The organism is Arthrobacter sp. P1_B3 (assembly GCF_056406615.1).
Genome location: NZ_JBFTZV010000031.1, coordinates 1 through 23,982 on the forward strand (window position 1 = coordinate 1; position 23,982 = coordinate 23,982).

Consider the following 23,982-nt stretch of genomic DNA (forward strand, 5'->3'; position numbering starts at 1 on the left):
GACGCTTCCCTTCCAGACCGTCTGCCACGGACCGTAGCACTCAGGCAGGTCACGCCACGGGATCCCGGTCCGGAAACGGTAGATGATGCCCTCCATGACCAGCCGGTGGCCCTGAAACGGACGCCCCCGACGCCCGGAGGAGTCCGGCATCAGGTCCTCAATCAGAGCCCACTGGTCATCAGTCAAAACGGAAGTACGTGACACCCGTCCACTATTTCAAAAACCACGCCCCGAATTAGGAGACACGCCCTAGTTGGGTGTGGCGTTTCCGGCCGCCGTCTCCTGGTCGCCGGGGTTGGCACGGGGCGCCAGCTGCTGCCGGAGCCAGGCCGCGACCTGCCGGTCCCAGCGCTCCGGATCCACGTTCCATTCCTTGGTGTGCAGGGCCCTGTCGAAGGGCTCGAACGTGACCATCTCCGGATTCTTCTCGGCCAGCGCGGCGGAAGGCCCGAACGGCACGTATTCGTCGTCCACGCTGTGCACAATGAGGGTCGGCGTCCGCAGCTCAACGGCCCGCGAAACCCAGTCCATCGCCTTGAGGTCAACGGGGGCGGCCAGCCCGGTCAGCCGCCGGCCGAGGCGGTGGCTGAGCATCAGCTGTCCGTAGCGGCCCACGGACGACGGGATCCGGTTCAGCTCCGCGTGGTGGGCCAGCACGTTGACCCAGCTGATGACCGGCGCGTCCAGGACCATTGCCCGGATCAGGTGGCGATGGCGGGAGAGGTCAGCCGTCTGGAGGCAGATCGCGCCGCCCATCGACCAGCCGAACAGGACTACCTCGCGGGCGCCCTGTTCCAGGGCATAGCCGATGGCGGCCTCGACGTCGCGCCATTCGGTGGAACCCAGGCCGTAGCGCCCGTCGCTGGCTGACGGGGCCAGTCCGTCGTTTCGGTAGGAGATCAGCAGACTGGACATGCCCAGTTCCCTGGCGGCCCGGAGTGCCCGCAGTCCCTCCTGCCGGGTGGCACCGCGGCCGTGCACCATGATCGCCCAGACATCCGGGGCCAGATCCTCCGCCGGCGTGGCGCGGACCAGCCAGGCCGGCGCGGTCCCGGCATCGACATCGATCAGCACGTCCTCCACCGGAAGCCCCAACGCGGCCGGATCCGGATAGGCCGCCCCGCTCCACCATCCGCGCCGGGCGGTGGCAATGTCCCCGCTGTAGACGTGCTCAACCTCGCGCAGCACGGTACGTTCGGCCGGCGAGTAGGACAGGATCCGGCCGATCCGCGCATGGCCACGGCCGCCGTCGAAGAAGAAACCATAGACCCCGTCCACTGTGGAATCCGGGGTGGCGGCGAGAATGACCTGCAGCGCCCGGCCTTCGCGGATGACGGCCAGCACTTCCTGGTCCTCAGCGCGGAACCGGGCCGGGGTGATGACGCGACGGGCGAAATAGAGCGCGAGGGCGGAGGACCCGGCGGCCAGCACGCCCGCAGCGGCGCTGCCGCCGATGATGCCGCCCACCGCCCACTTGGCGCTTCCGGACGCGGTGGCGCCGGTGGCCACTGCGAGGTGGACTGCTGTTTCGCGGGCAGCGGTCCGGCGGGCGGCGGTCCGGCGAAGATCCGGGCGGAGGTCCGGGCGGAGGTCCGGGCGGAGGTCCGGGCGGAGGTCCGGGCGGAGGCGCAAGGAGGATGCCATGGCACCATTCTGACTGAACCGCAGCCCAACCGTGGCATTGGCACGGCAGCCGGCATGGACACGCCAGGCTGCCGCGGGGCACAACCATGCGGGGCAACACGAGCGCGACTAGGCTGGGGTCATGAGTGATCCAATCGTCATTTTGACAGAAGAGCCCCTCGGTGCGGATGACCGCGTCAATATTGAAACCCTGATTGCCGGCGGTGATGCGCCCGTGCTGATCCTGGTGCCGGCCAACACCGAGCGGCACCTGGTGGTGGATTTCCTGGAGAACCTTTCCTTGCTTGAAATCGCTAAAGCCTTCCGTGAACTGACGGCACACTCCGACCCCGCCGTGGAGCGGGCCGAAGCCGCCGACACCCTGGCCGCGTCGCTGGCCGCACTGGCCGGCCTGGGCGGCGGCGTCTCGGGCGAAGTCGTCGAGGGCAAGGCCGTCGACGGCCTGGTTGCCAAGGTCAAGGAACTCAGTGCCGGACAGGCTGTGGTCATCACGCGCCCGCACGCTGTCGCAGACACTTTCCACACCGACTGGGCCACCAAGGCACAGGACAAGCTGGGGCTGCCCGTCCTGCATCTGTACGCCGGTTCGGGATTTATCGGGGACTCCTGAGCGTTATTGAGGCTATGAGCATCTTTAACAGGTCCAAATCCATGCCCTCCGCAGTGCCCGCCGCTGACCCCGCCGCGGCGCCTGCCGCTGCGCCGCTTGAACAGCCCTCCGGCGAACACACGCCGGGCCAAAAGCCGGTCGAAAAGACGGACGCCCAGTGGCGCGAGGAACTGACGCCCGAGGAGTACCGCGTACTCCGCCAGGCCGGCACCGAGCGGCCGTACACCGGCGAATACTGGGACACCCACACCCGGGGCGTCTACCAGTGCCGGGCCTGCGGCGCCGAGCTCTTCACCAGCAACGAAAAGTTCGACTCGCACTGCGGCTGGCCGTCCTTCTGGGCTCCGCTCGCCGAGGGAACCGTGCGCTACATCCATGACCGCACCATGGGCATGGACCGGGTGGAAGTCCGCTGCGGCACATGCGATTCCCACCTGGGACACGTGTTCGACGGCGAGGGCTACGGCACCCCCACGGACCAGCGGTACTGCATCAACTCGGTCTCCCTGAAACTCGTTCCCGCGGACGGCGCCGGGCAGTAGCCCGCAGCCCTTCCTCTCCTTCCGCTGGAACGGGCTTTCAGAATCACTTGCCCCAGACTTTCTTATGCTCGAAGCAATTTTGCATTAGCGCCTCTGTTTGCTTGCTACGCTCGATTCAGATCCAGCGACACGCTCCACAGCAACCAGAAAGGCGACCGTCGACGATGACCACGACTGCTCTCACCGCCCCCGCCCCGATCACTGCCAGCAACCAGGAATGGCTGCGGCTCAAGGCTGCGGCCACGGCCCTGCAGGCCCTCCAGGTCAAGGACGGATCCGTGCCGGATGCCGAAGCCCACGACGCCGCGGCCGGCCACGTTGGAACCATCACCGCGGCGGTCACGGCCCTGGCCCCGTCCTTCCCGCACGATGCCCGTTACCTTGACCTGCTCGTCACCGACTTCGGCCGGTGGGCCGACGCCGGCTTTGGCGTGCCGGACTTCCTGGATTCCCTGCAGGCCTTCCAGCCGCAGCAGCACCGGGTCAACGGGCTCCAGCACCTCGTCGTGTTCCCGATGTACACCCAGAACGGCAGCAGCAGCCGCCTCGTCGAGGCCGTCCTGATCGAGGTCATCTGGCCCGAGTTCATAGGCGGCCTGGAAACGGGCGAATACTCCAACAAGCTCTTCGTCCCGATCCGTTTCCTCGACTTCACCCCGGGCTACAACACCAACTCAGCAGTCCTCTTCCCGGAGACCGTCGCTGTCCGCGAGACCCCGACGTTCACGTGGGGCGCGATCTTCGCCGACCGCGAGGCCGCCCGCTTCCGCCGCGTCCTGCGTGCCGCCGCCGAGATCACTTCCCTGCAGCTGCCCAAGGACGCCGCCGGGCTGCTGGAGGACCAGGAGCTGACGCAGGAAACGTTTGTCATGTGGGACCTCATCCATGACCGCACCCACATGCGCGGGGACCTGCCCTTCGACCCGTTCATGATCAAGCAGCGCATGCCGTACTTCCTCTACTCGCTGGAGGAACTGCGCTGCGACCTCACCGCCTTCCGCGAATCGGTGAAAATCGAGAAGGACGAGGACGCCGACCCGGAGGCCCGCCGGCACGCCAAGCTTGTCCAGTACGCCGTGATCTTCGACCGCATCTTCCGCTTCGCCATCACCGGCACCCGCGTCCGCAATTACGACGGCCTCGGCGGCCAGCTGCTCTTCGCCTGGATGCACCAGCACCACGTCCTGCACTGGACCGACAGCAAACTCAGCATCGACTGGGACGAGGCGGCCGGGGTCGTGGTTGAACTCGGCGCCAAGATCGAGGAACTGTACTGGCGCTCGATCGACCGCCCCAAGATGGCCCACTGGCTCGCCGCCTACGAGCTCATCTCCGGCACGGTCACGCCCAACCCGGCCTCGGTCTGGGCCAAGGGTCCGGACGCCCTTCCCCTGGACGGCCCGCCCCGCGGCCTCACGGACCAGGTCCTCGACGACGAGTTCCCGCTCTCCATGTTCTACGAAGCGCTGGAGAAGAAGATGCGGCCGGTCATCGAATCCACTGCCGGCATCACGGGATCTTCAGACACCGGATCTTCAGACACCGGCGAGGCCAGCGGCGCCCGGGCCCTGAACGCCGGATGAGCAACGGACGCACCTTGAACGTGCTGGTCACCGGCGGCAGCGGGCCGTCTGGGATCGCCACGGCCCGGGCCCTTCGCGACGCCGGCCACAGGGTCTTCACCGTCGGGTCGAATGCCGCCCGCATCGAGGCCGCCGCCGCCGAAGCCGGCGGCGGCGTCACCGCGCTGGTGAGCGACCTCGCCAGCCTGGCGGAGGTAAGGGCCTTGCGGGCGAGCGTTGCGGGCATGGCCGGAAACGTCGACGGCGTCATCCACCTGGTGGGCGGCTGGCGCGGCGCCAAAGGCATCACGGACCAGAGCGACGAGGACTGGGACTTCCTGGAACGCAATGCCGTCACGACACTGCGGAACGTCACGCGCGTGTTCTTCGACGACCTCGCCGCGTCAGACACCGGACGCTTTGCCATGGTGTCCTCCACGGCCGTGAGCACCCCGACGGCGGGCGGGGCCAGCTACGCCGCGGCCAAGGCCGCCGCGGAAGCCTGGACGCTCGCGGTCGCTGACGGCTTCCGGCGGGCCCACGCCGCGGCCGCCGGTGCCGGCAACACCGGGCAGGAAAGCCCGGATCAGGAAAGCACCCAGCAGGAAAAGCCGGAGCTGCGCAGCGCCGCCACCATCTTCGTGGTGAAGGCCCTCGTTGACCCCGGAATGCGGGCCAAGGCCCCGGAACGGTCGTTCCCGGGCTTCACGGACGTGGCTGACCTGGCGGCTGCCGCAGCCGGGCTCTTCAGCACTCCTGCCGGCGAGCTGAACGGCCAGCGGCTGCTGCTCAGCCGCTGAACAGATCCGGATCCACTGACCCCGGCTCAGTGGCCCGGACTGCCGCCGGACTTAGCCCCCTGACTTAGCCCTTGGGGCCCGACCTCTTAGACTGAAAGCGTGAGCAAAACGATGACCAGCACAGTTGAAACTGTCCCTGCCAGCACTTCGGTGCGGCTCCACGATCCTTCCGTCCGCGGCTTCGCCTCGGACAACTATTCCGGCGTGCACCCGGAGGTCCTCGCGGCCTTGGCCGCCGCGAACGAAGGCCACCAGGTCTCCTACGGCGAAGACGACTACACCGCGCGCCTGCAGCAGCTGATGGAAGGGCACTTCGGCGAAGGCATCGAGTGCTTCCCGGTGTTCAACGGCACCGGCGCTAACGTCCTGTCCCTGCAGTCCCTGCTGCCGCGCTGGGGCGCCGTCATTTGCGCCTCCACCGCCCACATCAACATGGACGAAAACGGTGCACCGGAGCGGATCGGCGGCATCAAACTGCTGCAGGTCCCCACCCATGACGGCAAACTCACGCCCGCGCTGATCGACCAGGAGGCCTGGGGCTGGGGCGACGAGCACCGCGCCCAGCCGCTGGCCGTCTCCATCACCCAGACTACCGAGCTGGGTACCTGCTACACCCCGGACGAGGTCCGGGCCATCGCGGAGCATGTCCACGCCAAGGGCATGAAACTGCACATGGACGGCGCCCGGCTGGCCAACGCCGCCGCGCACCTGGGCGTCCCGCTGCGGGCCTTCACCCGCGACGCCGGYGTGGACATCCTCTCCTTCGGCGGCACGAAGAACGGCCTGCTGTTCGGCGAGGTTGTGGTCGCGCTGAACCCCGAAGCCGCCCACGGCCTGGTCTACCTGCGCAAGATGAACATGCAGCTGGCGTCCAAGATGCGGTTCATGTCCGCCCAGTTCATTGCCCTCCTCGAGGGGGACCTGTGGCTGCGGTCGGCCTCGCACGCCAATGCCATGGCCGCCCGGCTGCGCGCCGGCGTCGAGGCGATCCCGGGCGTCGAACTGAGCCAGAAGACCGAGTCCAACGGCGTCTTCGCCGTCCTGCCTGCCGGTGTCGCGGACCGGCTGCGCAAGTCCTTCCGCTTCTATGACTGGAACGAGGCTGCCCGCGAGGTCCGCTGGATGTGTTCCTTCGACACCACCGAGGAAGACGTTGATTCCTTCATTGCGGCCATCAAGCGCGAGCTCGCCGCGGCCTGAGCCCTGCACGGCTTCCCCTGCCCGGCGGCGAGTCTGCCGGGCGGGGGCCTGGCCGTTGCATAACCTTCCAAGGTGAGCTCCCTTGATCAGGTTCCGGCAGATTTCCTCTTCGCCTTGGGGACCCTTCGACAGGCACGCTGCCGCAGCGAGCTGCACCTGGACGAAATTCCGGCCCCGTCGCGGCTGGCGCCGTTCGCGGTGGCCCTGGGTGCCGAGGTGATCGGACCGGGCGAGTCCCCCGCCGGCGGGCCGGTCCACGGCCCGGCTGCCGCGGCCCTGGAACGGGCGTCCGGCAGTGACGACGTCGAACTGGCCACTGGCCGCTTTATTCTGCTCCACGATCCCGACGGCTCCGCCGTGTGGGACGGGGAGTTCCGGATCGTCACCTACATCCGTGCCCAGCTGGAACCGGAGATGGGCAACGACGAACTCCTGGGGTCCGTGGCGTGGACGTGGCTGGTGGAGGCACTGGACAACCATCAGGCCCCGTACCGCTCCGCCGGCGGCACCGCCACGAGGGTGCTCTCGGAGAGCTTTGGAACATTGTCGGACCGGCCGAATTCAATCGACATTGAGCTCCGGGCCTCCTGGACCCCGGCCACTCCGGACATCACCTCGCACCTGGAGGCGTGGTCGGACATGGTCTGCACCTTCGCCGGACTGCCGCCGCTGCCCGAGGGCGTGACGCCCCTTCCCCGGCGCCCCCGCGGATACGCATGAGGCGCTTGTTCGGCCACGGTCACGGCCTTAGACGCCATGTTGTCGGTAAACTGTAGAGACCATGACCCCTCAGAATCCGGAAATCAGCACGGCCGCCGCCATTCGCAATACGGCCGAGGCTGCTGACACCACAGCCCACATCACCGTGGAAGGCTTCGACAGCCTGGTCCCTGAAGTGATCGACCTCGACGTTCCCCGCGATGGCGTGCCGCTGGTCATTGAAACCCAGTCCGGACTCGAACGCTGCGCCGCGGCCCTCGCCGCCGGCCACGGCCCTGCGGGCGTGGACGCGGAGCGGGCCTCAGGCTTCCGCTACGGCCAGCGCGCCTTCCTGGTCCAGATCCGGCGCGAAGGCTCCGGGACCTGGCTGATCGATCCAGAGCCCTTCGGGGACCTGAGCATCGTCAATGACGCATTGCGCGGCGTCGAATGGATCCTCCACGCCGCCAGCCAGGATCTGCCCTGCTTGTCCGAACTCGGGATGTGGCCGGACAAGCTCTTCGACACCGAGCTCGCCGCGCGCCTGGCCGGACTGCCCCGGGTGGGCCTCGCCGCCGTCATTGAACAGCTCCTGGGCTTCGGCCTGGCGAAGGAACATTCCGCCGCCGACTGGTCCACCCGCCCGCTGCCGGAACCGTGGCTGCGCTATGCGGCCCTCGACGTCGAAGTCCTGACCGAGCTTCGCGAGGAACTGATCGAACTCCTCGTCGCGGACGAAAAGCTGGAATACGCCGAGCAGGAATTCGCCGCCATCCTCGAGGCCGGACAGGCCCCGCCACGCGTTGATCCGTGGCGCAAGACGTCCGGACTGCACCAGATCCGGGACCGCCGCCAGCTGGCCGCAGTCCGGGAGCTGTGGCTGGAACGCGATTCCCTGGCCCAGAAGCGCGACGTCGCCCCCGGCCGACTGATCCCCGACTCCGCCCTCGTCGCTGCCGCGAAGGCGATGCCCTCCACGGTTCCCCAACTTCTGGGCACCAAGGGGTTCCACGGCCGCGCCGCCCAGCGCGAGGCGCCCCGCTGGCTGCGCTGCATCGGCATTGCCAGGGCCCTGGAAGACCTGCCGCCGCTGCACCTGCCCACCAACGCTCCCCCACCCCCGCGCGTCTGGGCAGACCGGGACCCGGAGGCGGCCGCCAGGCTTGCCACCGCACGTCCGAAACTCCAGGCCAGGGCCGAGGAGCTGAACCTGCCGGTGGAAAACCTGCTGACTCCGGACTATCTTCGGCGGGTCGCGTGGCGTCCGCCGGCAGAGCTCAGCGAGGAAGGCGTCGCCGAGGAACTGGCGAACCTCGGGGCGCGCCAGTGGCAGATCGAAATTACTGCCCCGCTCATTGCCGAGGCCTTCCTGCACCCCGAGCCGTTGCCCGTGAAGGAGCCCAAGGCCCCCGCAGAGGCGCCATCGGCTTCCACGCTCTAGCAGATCCTCCCGGGGCGGTACCCCCCTCCTCCTTGCCAGCCATGTTACTGGCGAGTAACATAATTCATGATGTCGTTCGGATCCCTCCCGCCCGTGGCAAGCCCGGCCACCGGCGGGGTTCCGGCAACCATGTCTCAATGAGGAGTAACACGTGAGCCAAGCCCACAGCAGTGGAACCCCCGGCAGCGGAACAAACAAAAGCGGACAAAACAGCAGCGGAACAAACAGCGGCGCGAGTCCGCGCGGCGCTAGTCCCCGCGGCGCGAGTCCCCGCACGGTCCGCGACGTCGTCTTTGTCGACGGCGTCCGCACCCCCTTCGGCCGCGCGGGCGAAAAAGGCATCTACGCCGGCACCCGCGCCGATGACCTGGTGGTCAAGTGCATCCGCGAACTGATGCGCCGCAACCCCTCTCTACCTGCGGACCGGATCGACGAAGTCGCGATCGCCGCCACCACCCAGACCGGCGACCAGGGCCTGACCATCGGCCGCACCGCCGCGCTGCTGGCCGGACTCCCCCGGACCGTGCCCGGCTTCGCGATCGACCGCATGTGCGCCGGCGCCATGACGGCCGTAACCACGACGGCCAGCGGCATCGGCTTCGGCGCGTACGACGTCGTCATCGCCGGAGGCGTCGAACACATGGGCAACCACCCGATGGGCGTCGGCGCGGACCCCAACCCGCGCTTCATGTCCGAACGGATCGTGGACCCCGCCGCCCTCAACATGGGCAACACGGCCGAGAACCTGCACGACCGCTTCCCGGCCATCACCAAGGACCGCACGGACGCCTACGCCGTCGCCTCGCAGGACAAGCTCGCCGCCGCCTACGCCAGCGGCCAGATCCAGCCCGACCTCGTGCCCGTCGCCACGATGAAGCCGGGCAGGGGCTGGACCGTCAACACCGTGGACGAACCCCCGCGCCCCGGAACCTCACTGCAGGACCTGGCGGCCCTCAAGACCCCGTTCCGCGCCCACGGCCGGGTCACGGCGGGCAACGCCGCGGGCCTGAACGATGGCGCAACGGCGGCCCTGCTGGCCTCCGCCGATGCCGCCGAGGAACTCGGGCTGCCGGTCAGGATGCGCCTGGTCGCCTACGCTTTCGCCGGCGTGGAACCCGAGGTCATGGGCATCGGCCCGGTCCCGGCGACCGAAAAGGCCCTCAAGAACGCCGGACTCGGCATCGGGGACATCGGCCTCTTCGAAATCAACGAGGCCTTCGCCGTCCAGGTCCTCAGCTTCCTGGACCACTTCGGGATCGCCGACAACGACCCCCGCGTCAACCGCTACGGCGGCGCGATCGCCGTCGGGCACCCGCTGGCGTCCTCGGGGGTCAGGCTGATGAACCAACTGGCCCGGCAGTTCGAGGAGGACCCCTCGGTCCGCTTTGGCATGACCACGATGTGCATCGGCCTGGGCATGGGCGCCACCATCATCTGGGAGAACCCGCATCACGCGGACTACGGCACCGACGCCCACAGCACCGAAACACACAGCACCGAAGCAGATCAGGCAGAGACTACGACCACCGAGACTGGAGCCACAGCATGAGCGCCGCTGATTTCCGCAAGCTTGCCGACCTCTTCCCGAACGAGACGGTCACCCACTCCTATGTCCAGGACATCGAACTGCCTCCCGTCGACGGCACAAGCCCCGGCACCTTCGCACTGGTCACCCTCGACAACGGCCTGGACCACTCCAAGCCCACCACCCTCGGACCCAACACCCTGATCGAGCTCGGCACGGTGCTCGAGGGGCTGAAGGAACGCGCCGCCCGCGGCGAGATTGCCGGCGTCGGCGTCACCGGCAAGCCGTACTTCCTCGTGGCCGGCGCAGACCTGTCAACGGTCAAGTCGGTCAGCGGACGCGAGCAAGGCAAGTGGATGGCCCAGCTCGGCCACGACGTCTACTCCACCCTGGCCACCCTGGGCGTGCCGAGCTTCGCGTTCATCAACGGCATTGCCCTGGGCGGCGGCCTGGAGATCGCACTCCAGTCCACCTACCGCACAGTCTCCACCGGCGCCGGAGCGCTGGCCCTTCCCGAGGCGTTCATCGGACTCATCCCGGGCTGGGGCGGGGTCTACATCCTGCCGAGGCTGATCGGGCCGGAGAACGCCCTCAAGGTCATGATCGAAAACCCGCTGACCAACAACCGCACCCTCACCGGGCCGCAGGCCTACCAGCTCGGCATGGCGGACGCGATGTTTGAACCGGCTGACTTCGTGGAACAGTCCCTCGCGTGGGCCGCGAAAGTCATTGCCGGCGCCGTGGCGCCGGAGCGGGCGAACGCCGTGGACCCGTCCGCCCCAGAGGTCGCCGCACGCTGGTCGGCCGCCGTCGCCAAGGGCCGGGCCTTCGTGGAGGCCAAGACCTCCAACGCCTCACCGGCGCCGGCCAAGGTCCTGGACGTAATGGAAGCCAACCGCACCCTGACCCAGGCGCAATCCGCCGGGCTCGAATGCGAGACACTGGCGGACCTCATGCAGACTGACGAGTTCCGCTCCACCGTCTACGCCTTCCTGGACCTCGTGCAGCGCCGCTCCAAGCGTCCCGCCGGCGCCCCGGACCGCAAGCTCGCACGCCCGGTCACGAAGATCGGCGTCGTGGGCGCCGGACTGATGGCGAGCCAGCTGGCACTGCTCTTCGCCCGCCAGCTCAAGGTTCCGGTTGTACTGACGGACATTGACCAGGCCCGCGTGGACAAGGGCGTGGGCTACGTCCACGCCGAGGTGGACAAGCTCCTTGCGAAGGGCCGGATCAGCCCCGACGCCGCCAACCGCACCCGCGCGCTCGTCACGGGATCCGTTTCCAAGGAGGCCTTTGCCGACGCCGACTTCGTCATTGAGGCCGTCTTCGAGGAACTCAACATCAAGAAGCAGGTCTTCAAGGAAGTCGAGGCGATCGTCTCGGCCGAGTGCATCCTCGCCACGAACACGTCCTCGCTGTCCGTCACCGCGATGGCGGAAGATCTGGAGCACCCGGAGCGCCTGGTGGGCTTCCACTTCTTCAACCCGGTGGCCGTGATGCCGCTGCTGGAGATCGTGCGCGCACCGAAGACCGACGACGCCGTGCTGGCCACCGCGTTCGAGCTCGCCAAGGGCCTCAAGAAGTCCGCCGTGCGGGTCTTGGACGCCCCGGCGTTCGTGGTCAACCGCGTCCTGCTGCGCCTCATGGGCGAAGTCACCGCGGCCTTCGACGAAGGCACGCCGGCCGAAGTGGCGGATAACGCGCTGCGGCCGATGGGCTTGCCCATGACTCCCTTTGTGCTCGGTGCCATGGTGGGCCTGCCCGTGGCCCAGCACGTCCAGGAATCGCTGCACGCGGCGTTCGGGGACCGCTTCAGGGTTTCGAGGAACCTGCAGGCGCTGATCGACAACGGTGTGACGTCCATTTGGGCCGTGCAGAATGGGGCGCCGGTGCCGGGCCCGGACGGCAAGCCATTCATCCCGGCCGAGACCCTGGCGCTGATGTCCTTTGGCAGCGCACCGTCCACCGGCGAGGAAGTGCTGCGCCGGACGCAGGACGCGCTGGCTGAGGAAATCGGACTCATGCTCGAGGAGGGCGTCGTGGCCGGCCCCGAGGACATCGACCTCTGCATGATCCTTGGCGCGGGCTGGCCGATGTTCCTGGGCGGCATTACGCCGTACCTGGACCGGGTGGGCGCCTCGGAGCGGGTCAACGGGAAGAAATTCCTGGCGCCGGGCGTGGCGTCCGAACCGGCCTAACTCCGGCGTTCGGCGGTCAGGCGCCAGCCTGAACCGGCCCTGCCTTATGGCGCCGCTGCCTGGACTTTGGTCCGGGCGGCGGCGCCGCTTTCGTTGGTGCCGCGCGTGTTCAGGCTGAGTGTGCCTGTGCCGCGTGATTGTCAGGTACGGCGATCATTTTCCGGGTGCCAGCGAGGCATCGATGCGCTGGCGGATCTGGTGGAGAGCGTGTGCAGCGATCGCTCCCTCGAACGCGAGTAGCGGAGAAACCCCGCCGGAGTCAGATCTCGCTCAGCCGGCCGTCCGTGAGTTCCAGGACGCGGTGCGCGTTCATCCGCGCGTAGGCCAGGTCATGGGTGACCATGACGACCGCGGCGCCCCGCGCGGCGGCGCGGACAACGGCGGCCTGCAGCGCCTCGAGCCCGTGCCGGTCCAGCCCGACGGTGGGCTCGTCCAGGGCCAACACTGCCGGTTCACGGGCCAGGACCGTGGCCAGGGCGAGCAGACGTTGCTGGGAGGCCGACAGTTCAGCCGGGTGGACCTCCCCGGTACCGGACAGCCCCACCGCCGCCAGCGCCGCCCGGGCCTTGCCCTCGGCTTCGGCTTTCCCGAACAGCTGCCGGAGTCCGAACGCGGCTTCGCGCAGGACGGTCCGTTCGAACAGCTGGTCCCGGGGGTGTTGGAACAACAGGCCCATGGAGGCCGCGACGGTTCCCACCGGCACGCCGGCAATACTGCGCCCGCAGACCCGCACGTCCCCGGCCGAGGGCCGGAGCAGTCCGTTGAAGTGACGCAGCAGTGTCGACTTGCCGGCGCCGTTGGGCCCGGTCACGGCGATGATCTCGCCCCGCTGCACGGCGAAGTCCACGTCCCGGAGGACCCGAGCCTGCGTAGCGGTGCCTGGCCGCCGCGGGTCCTGGCCGTAGCCGAACCCAACCCCGTGCAATTCCAGCGCTGCCGGCCCGGGGCCGGGCGCAGCGACAGGCACCGGACCGGGGCCGCGGGCTCCGGCGGTAACACCGGGCCCCAGAACGCCGGGACCAGATACGGGAGGGCCAGGAATGCCATGGCCGCGCACGCCAATCACACCGGCCCGCTCCAGCTCGGCCGAGCCGGACAGCTGCGCCGGCGTTCCCGCAGCGGTGACCGTCCCGCCGTCGAGAACTGTCCAGTGCGTTGCTTCGCCGGCGAGGCGGTCCGCCGCCTGGCTCAGCAGGACGACGCCGGTCCCGGTGCCGCGGAGGCTGCGGACCAGATCCTCAACCTGTGCGGCTCCGGCCGCATCCAGCGATGCCAGCGGCTCGTCCAGGATGAGGATGTCCGGTTCCGCGATGACGGCGCAGCCCACGGCGAGCCTGCGCAGCTCTCCTCCGGAGAGCGTGGCCGGGTCCCGGTCCAGCAGGTTCGAGAGTCCCGTGCGCGCAGCCGTCCGCCCCACCGCGCGGAGCATGTCGTCCCGCGGCGTCGCACGGTTTTCCAAGCCGAAGGCCAGCTCTTCGGCGACGGTGGCGCGAACCGAGGAGAGCATCGCGGCGGGGTCCTGCGGGACGAAGGCCACGCGGCGCGACCATTCGGCGGGGTTGATCCGGGGATCGTCAGGGGCGCCGCGGAATTCCAGCAGGGTGCCGTCAAGCTCCAGGCTGCCGCGGAATGCTCCCGCGTGACCGGCCCGGAGCCAGCCGGCCATGAGTTTGCCCAGCGTGGATTTTCCGCTCCCGGAGCCGCCCAGGACAGCGGTCAGGGAGCCGGGCGTGACCGAGACCGACGCACTGCTCAGCACCGGGGTGCCCTCGCCGTGGAACGTGAACGCCTCGATCCGGATCTGGAGCGCCGTCCGGGTGGTGGCCGTCACGTCGGCACCCCGGCAGGCCAGGAGGCCACTATCCGTCCGGCGACGGCGGCTGCCGCGAAGAGCAGCGCGGCAGTCCGGAAGCGACGCTGGCCGGGCGGGTCGGCGACTTCGCGGTAACTGGTGCGGGGTCCCGGGCTGCCGAAGCCGCGGGCGTCGAGCGCCTGGGCGCGGCTGCCGGCGTCGTCGATCAGGGCCAGGACCAGCGGCACTATCTGCAGGCGGAGCGCGCCGAGGCGGGACAGCAGGCCGCGCCGGACCTCCATCCCGCGCGTTTCCTGGGCCTGCCGGATCCGGTCCAGGCGGACGGCAACGGCGGGCAGGAGGGTGAGGGTGGATGCCAGGACAAAGCCGAACTGCGGCGGGATCCTGCGCCCGGCGAGGGCTGAGACAAGGTCGGGAACGCTCACGGCGAAGGAAAAGAGCAGGAAAACCAGGACGCAGGCGGTGGTCCGCGTTCCGAGTTCCAGCGCGAAGCCCAGGCCCTCGGCCGTGACCCTGGCAGGGCCCCAGTGGGCCAGCACGATCTGGCCTTCGGGGAAGAACAGGCCGTGCAGCACCAGCAAGGACAGGCACAGGGGCGTCAGGATCACCGCCGCGGCAGGCAGGACCCGGCCCGCAACTCCAGTGCGCACCGCGAGAAACACCGCGGCGAGGGCCACGGCGACAGACAGCGGCCAGTAAGCAGCCGCCGTCGTGACGACGGCGGCACTGGCGGCGGCGGTCAGCGCGGTGAAGGGGTGGAGACGCGGTTTCATAGGCACGGTCTCATAGGCACGGTGTCAGGGTCTCACTGTCACGAGGTCACAGTGGTCACAGGGCTCAGGCCTCCGGCGCTGCCGGAGCCTTGCCGGCGAGCACCCGGTAGCGGCGCACGAAGGGGAACTGGAAGGTGGTGCGGCGGGGCAGGGCGTAGGCGAGCAGCGCCGCGATCGTGAAGACGATCGCCTTGTCCATGGGATCGGAAATCAGCGCCTGCTTGGTGATGGCGGCCAGGAGGGTGTCCCCCATGGCCCGGAAGGCGCTGACGATCGCCCCGGTGCCCAGGCCCGAGGTACCGCCAAAGACGAAGGCTGCGATCGGGGCGGAGACGACGCCGGCCAGGATGCCGGTGACGAACCCGGCGATGGGGGCGAAGTAGAAGCGGCGGAACAGGCCGCCGCGGGCGGCCATGCCGGCCAGGAAACCGATGAGCGCAGCACCGGCGGCGAAGGGCAGCACGGTGGGGTTGAAGAAGGACCAGACGATGCTGCTCAGCGCGCCCGTGGCGGCACCGGCCGCGGGGCCGGCGAGAACGGCGATCAGGACGGTGCCGATCGCGTCGAGGTAGAACGGCAGGCCGGTGCTGCCCATCAGCTGTCCGAGGACAACGTTCAGGACCAGCGCCACCGGGATCAGGACCACGGTGGAAGTGGGGAGAACGGGCAAGACGGCCACAATCAGCAGCACCGCGCCAAGCAGGAAGCCGCCGAGGGCCACGAGTGCGGAGAAACTGGCCGGGCCGTTGGCAATGTCCACAGGCTGGGTCAGCACCAGGAAGATGTACGTGGCGGCGATGGCGGCGGCGCCTGCGATTTCGAGCAGGCGGCGCCTGCGGCCGGCCGCCTGTCCAGGGGCAGTGACGGTGAGGGCTGGCTGTGACATGGGCGGTGTTCCTTTGGCTGGGTGCAACAAGTTCCGCCTCATGTCACCTCGGCGCAGCTACCATCCTAGCGAGCAGCGACGGTTCTAGCGATCTGCAGACCCGCCCGGGAACTCCCCGCGTTGACCCAGCAAAAATGTCCGGCTTCAGGGCGTCGGGGACCGGGGGCCCACCGCGCGGGCAAGGGCGCCGACCGAGGAAATCAGTTCGTCGAAGCAGTGCCCGGGGTTGTTGTCCGAGACAATCCTCGCGTTTGGCGGTAGCCCCCACAGCCCGCGGAAGTCGGCCACCGTGGTACCCATCAGCAGGGGCGAATCCGTTTCGACGTCGACCGTGGCCAGCCGGGTGGCGAACGGTGTGCGTCCCGCGGCAGCGCAGGCCGCGAAGGCGTCGTGCACGTGCGCCACATAGCCCTGGTCGTAGAGCCGGTGAAATTCCATATAGAAACGCAGGGCGTCGGACAGGCAGGCGACGAGGGGGTTGCCTGACTGGCTGCGCTGGCCTTCGGGCTGGTCCGGGAGGACGAGTTCAGGCTCCGGCGCGCCCGCAGCCTCGCCGAGGCGGCGCAGGTGCTCCGGGCGCATCTCGATCCGCTCCGTCATTTCCAGGGCACACAGGATCGGCAGTTTGTCCTCGGGCATCCCCCGGTAGGCAGCAAACACTTCCTTGGCGGCATGCGGGTCCACCGAGGTGTTCCATTCTGCCGTCGGGGTCGTGTTGCCCTGGTAGTAGAAGCTGCCGCCCATGATGACGAGTCCCTTGAGCAGCCGCGGCAGCTCCGGCTCGCGGCGCAGGGCCAGGGCGAAATTGGTCAGCGGACCGGTGATCAGCCCGGTGAGCTCCCCCGGGTGCGCCCGTACCTCCTCCACCCAGACGTCGACGGCGTGCCGCGCCGAGATCTGCTGGTGCGGCGGCGGTAGCTCGGCGTAGCCGATCCCCTGCGGCCCGTGGGTCTCCTCGGTGGTGACCAGCGGGATCTCCAGGGGGACCTCGGCGCCGATGGCCACCTCGATGCCCCCGCGGCCGCACAGCTCCAGCAGGGCCAGGTTGTTCAGCGCCACCTGCCGGGCCCCGACATTCCCCGCGGTGCACGTGATTGCCTGGAGGCGGACCTCGGGCCGGGACAACAGGTAGACCAGGGCCAGGGCGTCGTCGATCCCGGTGTCGACGTCCATCAGGATCGAATGCGTGACCTCAGGACCGGCCCCGGGGGCGCCCAGGGCCGGCTCATTCAGGGGCGGACCGTTCAGAACAGTGCCACCTTGGGCGTGCGCGGGAAGAGGACGTCCAGCTCGGCGAGGTCGGCGTGGCTGGGGACCCAGGCCACGGCAGCGGCATTCTGGCGCACCTGCTCCGGCGTGGTGGCTCCGGCGATGACGCTGCTGACGGACGGCTGGGCGGCAAGCCAGGAGAACGCCACCTGGACTTCGTTGAGCCCGCGTTCGGCCGCGAACTTGCCGAAGGCACCCAACTGTTCCCAGTCGGCGTCGTGGACCAGATTGGTGCGGGTGTGGCTGAGCCGGGTTCCCTCAGGGGCCTGCCCGGACGAGTATTTGCCGGTCAGCAGGCCGTTGGCGAGCGGGAAGTACGGCAGGACGCCCAGGCCATAGGCCTCGGCCGCAGGGGTCACCTCGAGCTCGGCGCGTCGGTCCAGCAGGTTGTAGTGGTTCTGGCTGGAGATGAAGCGGGCTCCCCCGCGGGCGCGGGCCACGTACTCGGCCTCAGCGATCTGCCAGCCGGCCCGGTTGGAGTGGCCGATGTAGCGGACTTTGCCGCTGGTGACGAGGTCTTCGAGGGCCGAGAGCGTCTCATCGATGGGCGTGAGCGGGTCCGGGGTGTGGAACTGGTAGAGGTCGATCCAGTCCGTGCCGAGCCGGCGCAGCGAGGCTTCCGCAGCCTTGATGATATAGCGGCGGGATCCGCGCGCACCGAAGTCCTCGCCGTTGGCGCCGCGCATGTCCATGCCGAACTTGGTGCCGATGACGGCGTCATCCCGGCGGGCGCCGAGGGCCCTGCCGAGCATCGTCTCGCTGAGGCCCGGCTCCCGGCCGTAGGTGTCCGCGACGTCAAAGAAAGTGATCCCGGCGTCGAGGGCCGCATGGACGACGGCGTCCGTGCCTTCCTGCGATTCGGTCACGGTTCCGGGGCGGCCCAGGTTGTTGCAGCCAAGTCCCACGACCGAGACGGACAGTCCGGAATTTCCTACGCGGCGGTATTCAGTCATGGATTTAGCCTATATCGCCCGGGCGGGCGTGCCGGCCAAGGCCGCGGCAGCACTACCCTGCGGGCAATTCCAGCCCGTGCTCGTCCATGGCATCCTGGAGCTGCGCGACCGTGCGCGGGCAGACACCAGGCATCCCCGCAAGCCGGCGCTGGCCAAGCTGCACGAGGTTTTCGAGGGTTTCGACCCCCGCGTGTGCAAGCGACTTGCGCGCGGGCGCCGCCAGTCCTGCGGGGAGTGGAGTGCTGCCTGGTCGAGAGGATTTTCGCGTCACTGCGTTGCCTTCCAGTCGGTTGCCCCCAAACTGATGTGAGCCGTGCCCGGCTCCTTACCGGTGTGGCCTAGAGCGTGAAGCTGTTGGCCGGTTTCGGTGAGTGCTTGAGCTTATAAGTGTCCTCGCCAAACGGCGCGGCGCCAATGCTCAGCTTGGTAAAGTCCAGGTCCTCGCCGCGGATGCAGACCTTGATGGCGCTGACCGTCTTGTTGACGTCCGGGGTGAGGCAGAAGATATTGAGCCTGGAGTCGGAAAACTCGCTGCGGTCCACAATCCCCAGGCCACGCCAGGCCAGGTGGCTGATCAGGGCGTCCTTGGCTTTTTCCTCGAGGTAGCGGTCGCGGCTGGTTCCGTCCTTGGTCTTCAGCGCATACTGGGCCACCACCCAGAACTGTTCCTCCTCGGGGATTTCGGCGTACCCGTCCTCGGCGCACTGCACCGCGAAGGCGTCCATGAGGCGCTCGGCGGCTTCGGCATTTTCGACGTCGGTCTCGTCGGTGGTGCTCTGGTGTCCAACGACGCCGTGGTTCATCACGAACTGGCTGTAGTCCTCGTCAAACCAGGCTTCCCTAAACTGCAGGGCGCCCTCTTCGTCGCGCCTGTAAACCCGGATAATTCCACTCATATGCCAGTTCCTTCCTGGGCCGTCCCGCCGCCAAGGATGGCGCCGCACGGGGTAATGCTCAACAGATGTGCTGGCTACAGCGTCGGCAGGCTGCCGGTGCTGGGGTGTTCCTGGCCGGGCAAGGGGCGCGCAAACGGCACCTTTGTGCCCAGGACCTGGGCGACGACGTCGTGCGTGATCTTCTGGGCGGTCAGCCCGACGCGTTCGAGCACCTGGTTGCGGGTGCCGTGATCGAGGAACTCCACCGGGAGGCCGACCTCGTTGAGGGCGGTGTCCACGCCCGCGGCACGCATCTCCTGGCGGATCCGGGAGCCGACGCCGCCGGCCCGCACACCATCCTCGATGCAGATGACCAAGCGGTGGCGTGCGGCGAGATCGATGATGGAACGCCGGACCGGGAGGACCCAGCGCGGATCCACCACCGTGGAACTGATGCCTTGGGCACCGAGCCGGTTGGAGACGTCCAGCGCGAGTTCAGACATGGCGCCCACGCTGACGATCAGGACGTCGTTCTCGCTGGAGCCCGCGGGACGGCGTGCCAGCACGTCCACGCCGTCGTCCAGGCGTTCGACCGCCTCGATTTCGGCACCGACGCTGCCCTTGGAATAGCGGATCACGCTCGGGGCGTCTTCGATGGCCACGGCCTCGCGCAGTTCCTCCCGCAGCCGGGTGGCGTCGCGCGGTGCCGCGAGGTGCAGCCCGGGGACGATCTGGACCATGGCCATGTCCCACATGCCATGGTGGCTCGCGCCGTCTGGTCCGGTGACGCCGGCCCGGTCCAGCACGATCGTGACGCCGGCTTTATGCAGGGCCACATCCATCAGCAACTGGTCGAACGCACGGTTCAGGAAGGTCGCGTAGACCGCGACCACCGGGTGCAGTCCCCCGAACGCCATGCCGGCAGCCGAGGTGAGGGCGTGCTGCTCGGCGATGCCGACGTCGAACACACGCTCCGGGTGCCGGGCGGCGAACTTGTGCAGCCCGACCGGAATCAGCATGGCGCCGGTGATCCCGACGATGTCCTGGCGCTCGTCGGCGATGTCGGCGATCTCGTCGGCGAACACGGCGGTCCAGGATTTGGCGCCGCCGGCCTCGGTGGGTGCGCCGGTCTCCGGATCAATAATGCCCACGGCATGGAACTGGTCAGCTTCATGGGCGCGGGCCGGGGCGTAGCCGTGGCCCTTTTCCGTCATGGCGTGCACGATCACGGGGCCGGCGTAGTTCCTGGCTGTGGAGAGTGCGTTTTCCATGGCCTGGAGGTCATGGCCGTCGACGGGACCGATGTACTTCATGCCAAGGTCCTCGAACATGCCCTGCGGGGCCCACCAGTCCTTGAGGCCCTTCTTCATGGCGTGCAGGCTCTTGTAGGTGAACTGGCCCGCGGGGCCGCCGTTCTGCAGTTTGCGCTTCCACCACTCGAGGGTGCCTTCGTAGGAGGGGGCGGCGCGGAGGGAATCGATGGTGGGGCGCAGGGACGCGAGGTAGTCGGCGAACCCGCCGACTGTCGCGGCGTAGGAACGGCCGTTGTCGTTGACCACAATCACGACGCGGCGTTTCTTGTCCGCCGCAATGTTGTTGATGGCCTCCCAGGCCATACCGCCGGTCAGGGCGCCGTCGCCCACCACCGCGACGACGAAGCGGTCGCCGTCGCCGGTCAGCTGCCGGGCGCGGGAGATGCCGTCGGCCCAGGACAGCGACGAGGACGCGTGCGAGCTTTCGACGATGTCGTGCTCGGATTCGCCGCGGTCGGGGTAGCCGGACAGGCCGCCCTGCTGGCGGAGCGTGCTGAAATCCTGCCGTCCGGTGAGGAGCTTGTGCACGTAGGACTGGTGCCCTGTGTCGAAGACGATGCTGTCGCGGGGGGAATCGAAGATCCGGTGCACCGCGATGGTGAGCTCGACGACGCCGAGGTTGGGGCCCAGGTGCCCTCCCGTCTGGGAGACGTTGCCGATCAGGAAATCCCTGACCTCGGCTGCCAGTTGATCCAGCTGCGCCCCGGACAACTTACTCAGGTCCTGCGGATTCCGGATGGTGTCCAAGATTCCCAACGGCCCCTCCTTCGGGTGGTAGACATACCTTTTAACTCTAACGCCTCCGGGCGAGCCGCCGCGCCGGAGCCTGCACCGGTCCCCCGCACCGTCCCGGAACCTGTCCAAAACCGGTCCAGACCGGTCCAGAACCGGGAACGCAAAGGCCCCGGCCGGTCAGTGACCGGCCGGGGCCGTTGCGTGCGTTACCGAAACTGGCCGGCAGCTCCGCCTAGTGCGCGGAGATCTGGCGCAGGACGTACTGCAGGATGCCACCGTTGCGGTAGTAGTCCGCCTCGCCCGGGGTGTCGATGCGCAGCACAGCGTCGAAGGACGTGACGGTGCCGTCCTCGGCCGTGGCTGTGACCTTGAGGGTCTTCGGCGTAGTGCCTTCGTTCAGGGCGGTGACGCCCTCAACTGCGTAGGTTTCCGTGCCGGTCAGGCCCAGGCTGGCAGCATTCTGGCCGGCCGGGTACTGCAGCGGCAGGACACCCATGCCGATCAGGTTGGAGCGGTGGATACGCTCATAGCTCTCGGCCACAACAGCCTTGACGCCCAGAAGGGCGGTGCCCTTGGCGGCCCAGTCGCGGGACGAACCGGAGCCGTACTCCTTGCCTGCCAGGACCACCAGCGCGGTGCCGGCAGCCTGGTAGTTCTGCGCGGCGTCGTAGACGTAGGCCTGCGGGCCGTCGGCCTGGCTGAAGTCGCGGGTGAAGCCGCCCTCCACGCCGTCCAGGAGCTGGTTCTTGATGCGGATGTTCGCGAACGTGCCGCGGATCATGACCTCGTGGTTGCCACGGCGTGAGCCGTAGGAGTTGAAGTCCTTGCGCTCCACACCGTTGGCCAGCAGGTACTGCCCGGCCGGGGTGTCGGACTTGAAGGAACCGGCCGGGGAGATGTGGTCCGTGGTGACGGAGTCGCCGAGCTTAAGCAGCACGCGCGCACCGGTGATGTCCTGGACCGGCTCCGGCTGGGCCTTCATGCCCTCGAAGTACGGGGGCTTGCGGACGTACGTGGACTTCTCGTCCCAGGCGAAGGTGTCGCCGGCGGGGGTGTCGAGCGCCTTCCAGCGGTCGTCGCCCTCAAAGACGCCTTCGTAGCCGCGGGCGAACATTTCCTTGTCGATCGAGGAATCGATGACCTGCTGGACCTCGACCGGGTTCGGCCAGATGTCCTTCAGGAAGACGTCGTTGCCGGCCTCGTCCTGGCCCAGGGCGTCGTTGTCGAAGTCGAAGTCCATGGAGCCGGCCAGGGCGTAGGCGATGACCAGCGGCGGGGAGGCCAGGTAGTTCATCTTCACGTCCGGGTTGATCCGGCCTTCAAAGTTACGGTTACCCGACAGCACGGCCGTGACGGAGAGGTCGTTGGCCTGGATGGCCTCGGAGATCTCGGCGTCGAGCGGACCGGAGTTACCGATGCAGGTGGCGCAGCCGTAGCCCACGATGTAGAAGCCGAGCTTCTCCAGGTACGGGGTCAGGCCCGACTTGTTGTAGTAGTCGGTGACCACCTTGGAACCCGGGGCCACCGAGGTCTTGACCCACGGCTTGGACGTCAGGCCCTTGTCGACAGCGTTGCGGGCCAGCAGTGCGGCGGCCAGCATCACGGACGGGTTGGACGTGTTGGTGCAGGAGGTGATCGAGGCGATCGACACTGCGCCGTGGTCCAGCTCGAATTCGCGTCCGTCCGCGGTCTTGACGCTGACCGTGTTGGACGGGCGGCCGTCGGACTTCGGGCCATGCCCGTGCGGGGCCACGTCACTCAGGTGCGAGGCTGAGGCGGTGAACGCGGGCGAGTCCGAAGCCGGGAAGCTTTCGTCGATCGCTTCGTCCAGGCTTCCGCCGGCCAGGTCTTCCTTTACGTAGTTGCGCAGGTCCTCGCGGAACTGGGCCTTGGACTCGGTGAGGATGATGCGGTCCTGCGGGCGCTTCGGGCCGGAGATCGACGGAACAACCGTGGACAGGTCCAGCTCGAGGTACTCGGAGAACTTGATCTCGCGGGAGGGATCGTGCCAGAGGCCCTGTTCCTTCGCGTAGGACTCCACCAGGGCGACGTTCTCCTCGGACCGGCCGGTGAGGCGCAGGTAGTCAAGGGTGACGTCGTCGATCGGGAACATCGCGGCCGTGGAGCCGAACTCCGGGCTCATGTTGCCGATCGTTGCACGGTTGGCCAGCGGCACAGCCGCGACGCCTTCACCGTAGAACTCGACGAACTTGCCGACCACACCGTGCTTGCGCAGCTGCTCGGTGATGGTCAGGACGACGTCGGTGGCGGTGGCGCCGGCCGGGATGGAGCCGGTGAGCTTGAAGCCCACGACGCGCGGGATGAGCATGGAGACGGGCTGGCCGAGCATGGCAGCCTCGGCCTCGATGCCGCCAACGCCCCAGCCCAGCACGCCCAGGCCGTTGACCATGGTGGTGTGCGAGTCGGTGCCGACGCAGGTATCCGGGTAGGCGCGGACAACGCCGTCAACTTCGCGGGTCATGACGGTGCGGGCCAGGTACTCGATGTTGACCTGGTGCACGATGCCGGTGCCCGGCGGGACGACCTTGAAGTCATCGAATGCCGTCTGGCCCCAGCGCAGGAACTGGTAACGCTCACCGTTGCGCTGGTATTCGATCTCCATGTTGCGCTCCAGTGCGCCGGAGTTGCCGAAGGCGTCAATCTGGACCGAGTGGTCAATGACCATTTCGGCCGGTGCCAGCGGGTTGACCCGCTTCGGGTCTCCGCCGAGCTCCTTGACGGCCTCACGCATGGTGGCGAGGTCAACGACGCAGGGCACGCCGGTGAAGTCCTGCATGATCACACGCGCCGGCGTGAACTGGATCTCGGTGTCGGGCTCGGCGCTGGGATCCCAGCCTGCCAGCGCACGGACGTGGTCGGCCGTAATGTTGGCACCGTCCTCGGTCCTCAACAGGTTTTCAAGCAATACCTTGAGGCTGAACGGAAGGTTTTCTGCACCTTCGACGGAGTTCAACCGGAAAATTTCGTATTCGGTTCCGGCTACATTAAGTTTGCCTTTTGAACCGAAGCTGTCCACAATGCTCATCGCAGGACTCCTCTCGCAACAGTTTCATCTTTGTCGCGCCGCAGGACCCTTGCTAGTTAGGTCGGCCTAACTAATACAGGCATCAGTACATCGTGGTA

Annotated in this window: 20 protein-coding genes; 10 read left to right on the forward strand and 10 right to left on the reverse strand. The window is 68.2% G+C overall.

The genetic code is table 11. The features are described 5' to 3' along the window. Both AC1D2F_RS21265 and AC1D2F_RS21270 read right to left on the reverse strand, forming a co-directional pair. A partial coding sequence (locus AC1D2F_RS21265) for a transposase (protein WP_476967655.1) occupies positions 1-204 on the reverse strand: 204 nt, incomplete at its 3' end. Positions 205-249: 45 nt separating this feature from the next. After that, complete coding sequence (locus AC1D2F_RS21270; protein ID WP_476967656.1) at positions 250-1,644, reverse strand: alpha/beta hydrolase family protein; 1,395 nt, start codon at positions 1,642-1,644, stop codon at positions 250-252. A 121-nt stretch (positions 1,645-1,765) separates the two neighbouring features. Here AC1D2F_RS21270 and AC1D2F_RS21275 point away from each other — a divergent pair, with 121 nt between their 5' ends. The 9 genes from AC1D2F_RS21275 to AC1D2F_RS21315 all read left to right on the forward strand — a co-directional run bounded on the left by AC1D2F_RS21275 (position 1,766) and on the right by AC1D2F_RS21315 (position 12,221). Continuing rightward, the gene (locus AC1D2F_RS21275; RefSeq protein ID WP_229993284.1) at positions 1,766-2,254 is read left to right on the forward strand and encodes a hypothetical protein; all 489 of its coding nucleotides are present in this window, start codon (positions 1,766-1,768) and stop codon (positions 2,252-2,254) included. 14 nt (positions 2,255-2,268) lie between these two features. Next, positions 2,269-2,796: a peptide-methionine (R)-S-oxide reductase MsrB gene (gene msrB / locus AC1D2F_RS21280; RefSeq protein ID WP_229993283.1), complete on the forward strand. Its 528-nt coding sequence runs from the start codon at positions 2,269-2,271 to the stop codon at positions 2,794-2,796. Between the two features lie 164 nt (positions 2,797-2,960). Further along, on the forward strand, positions 2,961-4,379 hold the full coding sequence (locus AC1D2F_RS21285; protein ID WP_476967657.1) for a DUF6421 family protein: 1,419 nt from the start codon (positions 2,961-2,963) through the stop codon (positions 4,377-4,379). After that, on the forward strand, positions 4,376-5,158 hold the full coding sequence (locus AC1D2F_RS21290; protein WP_476967658.1) for an SDR family NAD(P)-dependent oxidoreductase: 783 nt from the start codon (positions 4,376-4,378) through the stop codon (positions 5,156-5,158). The genes AC1D2F_RS21285 and AC1D2F_RS21290 overlap by 4 nt, the downstream gene beginning before the upstream one ends. A gap of 111 nt (positions 5,159-5,269) precedes the next feature. Beyond that, a complete protein-coding gene (locus AC1D2F_RS21295; protein ID WP_476967664.1) occupies positions 5,270-6,358 on the forward strand; it encodes a threonine aldolase family protein in 1,089 nt (362 codons plus the stop codon). A gap of 72 nt (positions 6,359-6,430) precedes the next feature. Next, positions 6,431-7,078: a DUF3000 domain-containing protein gene (locus AC1D2F_RS21300; protein WP_476967659.1), complete on the forward strand. Its 648-nt coding sequence runs from the start codon at positions 6,431-6,433 to the stop codon at positions 7,076-7,078. Positions 7,079-7,139: 61 nt separating this feature from the next. Next, positions 7,140-8,498, forward strand: coding sequence for an HRDC domain-containing protein (locus tag AC1D2F_RS21305; protein ID WP_229993279.1), 1,359 nt, complete (start codon positions 7,140-7,142; stop codon positions 8,496-8,498). A 151-nt stretch (positions 8,499-8,649) separates the two neighbouring features. Beyond that, a complete protein-coding gene (locus tag AC1D2F_RS21310; RefSeq protein ID WP_476967660.1) occupies positions 8,650-10,047 on the forward strand; it encodes a thiolase family protein in 1,398 nt (465 codons plus the stop codon). Next, on the forward strand, positions 10,044-12,221 hold the full coding sequence (locus AC1D2F_RS21315) for a 3-hydroxyacyl-CoA dehydrogenase NAD-binding domain-containing protein (RefSeq protein ID WP_364744496.1): 2,178 nt from the start codon (positions 10,044-10,046) through the stop codon (positions 12,219-12,221). Before AC1D2F_RS21310 ends, AC1D2F_RS21315 begins: the two co-directional genes overlap by 4 nt. A 259-nt stretch (positions 12,222-12,480) precedes the next feature. Here the strand turns inward: AC1D2F_RS21315 and AC1D2F_RS21320 are convergent, their stop codons facing one another. From AC1D2F_RS21320 to AC1D2F_RS21340, 5 genes are all read right to left on the reverse strand, one after another. Beyond that, on the reverse strand, positions 12,481-14,052 hold the full coding sequence (locus tag AC1D2F_RS21320) for an ABC transporter ATP-binding protein (protein ID WP_364744493.1): 1,572 nt from the start codon (positions 14,050-14,052) through the stop codon (positions 12,481-12,483). Continuing rightward, positions 14,049-14,807 (reverse strand): energy-coupling factor transporter transmembrane component T, encoded by a 759-nt coding sequence (locus AC1D2F_RS21325; protein WP_364744490.1) that lies wholly within the window; start codon positions 14,805-14,807, stop codon positions 14,049-14,051. Before AC1D2F_RS21325 ends, AC1D2F_RS21320 begins: the two co-directional genes overlap by 4 nt. Positions 14,808-14,871: 64 nt before the next feature. After that, the gene (locus AC1D2F_RS21330) at positions 14,872-15,693 is read right to left on the reverse strand and encodes an ECF transporter S component (RefSeq protein WP_229993275.1); all 822 of its coding nucleotides are present in this window, start codon (positions 15,691-15,693) and stop codon (positions 14,872-14,874) included. A gap of 144 nt (positions 15,694-15,837) precedes the next feature. After that, a complete protein-coding gene (locus AC1D2F_RS21335; protein ID WP_476967661.1) occupies positions 15,838-16,866 on the reverse strand; it encodes a nucleoside hydrolase in 1,029 nt (342 codons plus the stop codon). A gap of 71 nt (positions 16,867-16,937) precedes the next feature. Then, entirely contained in the window at positions 16,938-17,915 is a 978-nt protein-coding gene (locus AC1D2F_RS21340) for an aldo/keto reductase (RefSeq protein WP_229993273.1), read from the reverse strand. Here AC1D2F_RS21340 and AC1D2F_RS21345 point away from each other — a divergent pair. Next, positions 17,914-18,225: a hypothetical protein gene (locus AC1D2F_RS21345; RefSeq protein WP_229993272.1), complete on the forward strand. Its 312-nt coding sequence runs from the start codon at positions 17,914-17,916 to the stop codon at positions 18,223-18,225. The two genes, AC1D2F_RS21340 and AC1D2F_RS21345, sit on opposite strands and share 2 nt — an antisense overlap. Before the next feature lie 28 nt (positions 18,226-18,253). On the opposite strand, the gene AC1D2F_RS21350 is transcribed toward AC1D2F_RS21345, so the two are convergent. From AC1D2F_RS21350 to AC1D2F_RS21360, 3 genes are all read right to left on the reverse strand, one after another. Then, on the reverse strand, positions 18,254-18,811 hold the full coding sequence (locus tag AC1D2F_RS21350; protein ID WP_229993271.1) for a hypothetical protein: 558 nt from the start codon (positions 18,809-18,811) through the stop codon (positions 18,254-18,256). 74 nt (positions 18,812-18,885) lie between these two features. Continuing rightward, positions 18,886-20,859, reverse strand: a complete 1,974-nt coding sequence (gene dxs, locus AC1D2F_RS21355; protein WP_229993270.1) for a 1-deoxy-D-xylulose-5-phosphate synthase — start codon at positions 20,857-20,859, stop codon at positions 18,886-18,888. A 211-nt stretch (positions 20,860-21,070) separates the two neighbouring features. After that, on the reverse strand, positions 21,071-23,884 hold the full coding sequence (locus tag AC1D2F_RS21360) for an aconitate hydratase (protein WP_229993269.1): 2,814 nt from the start codon (positions 23,882-23,884) through the stop codon (positions 21,071-21,073). Positions 23,885-23,982: the final 98 nt, after the last annotated feature.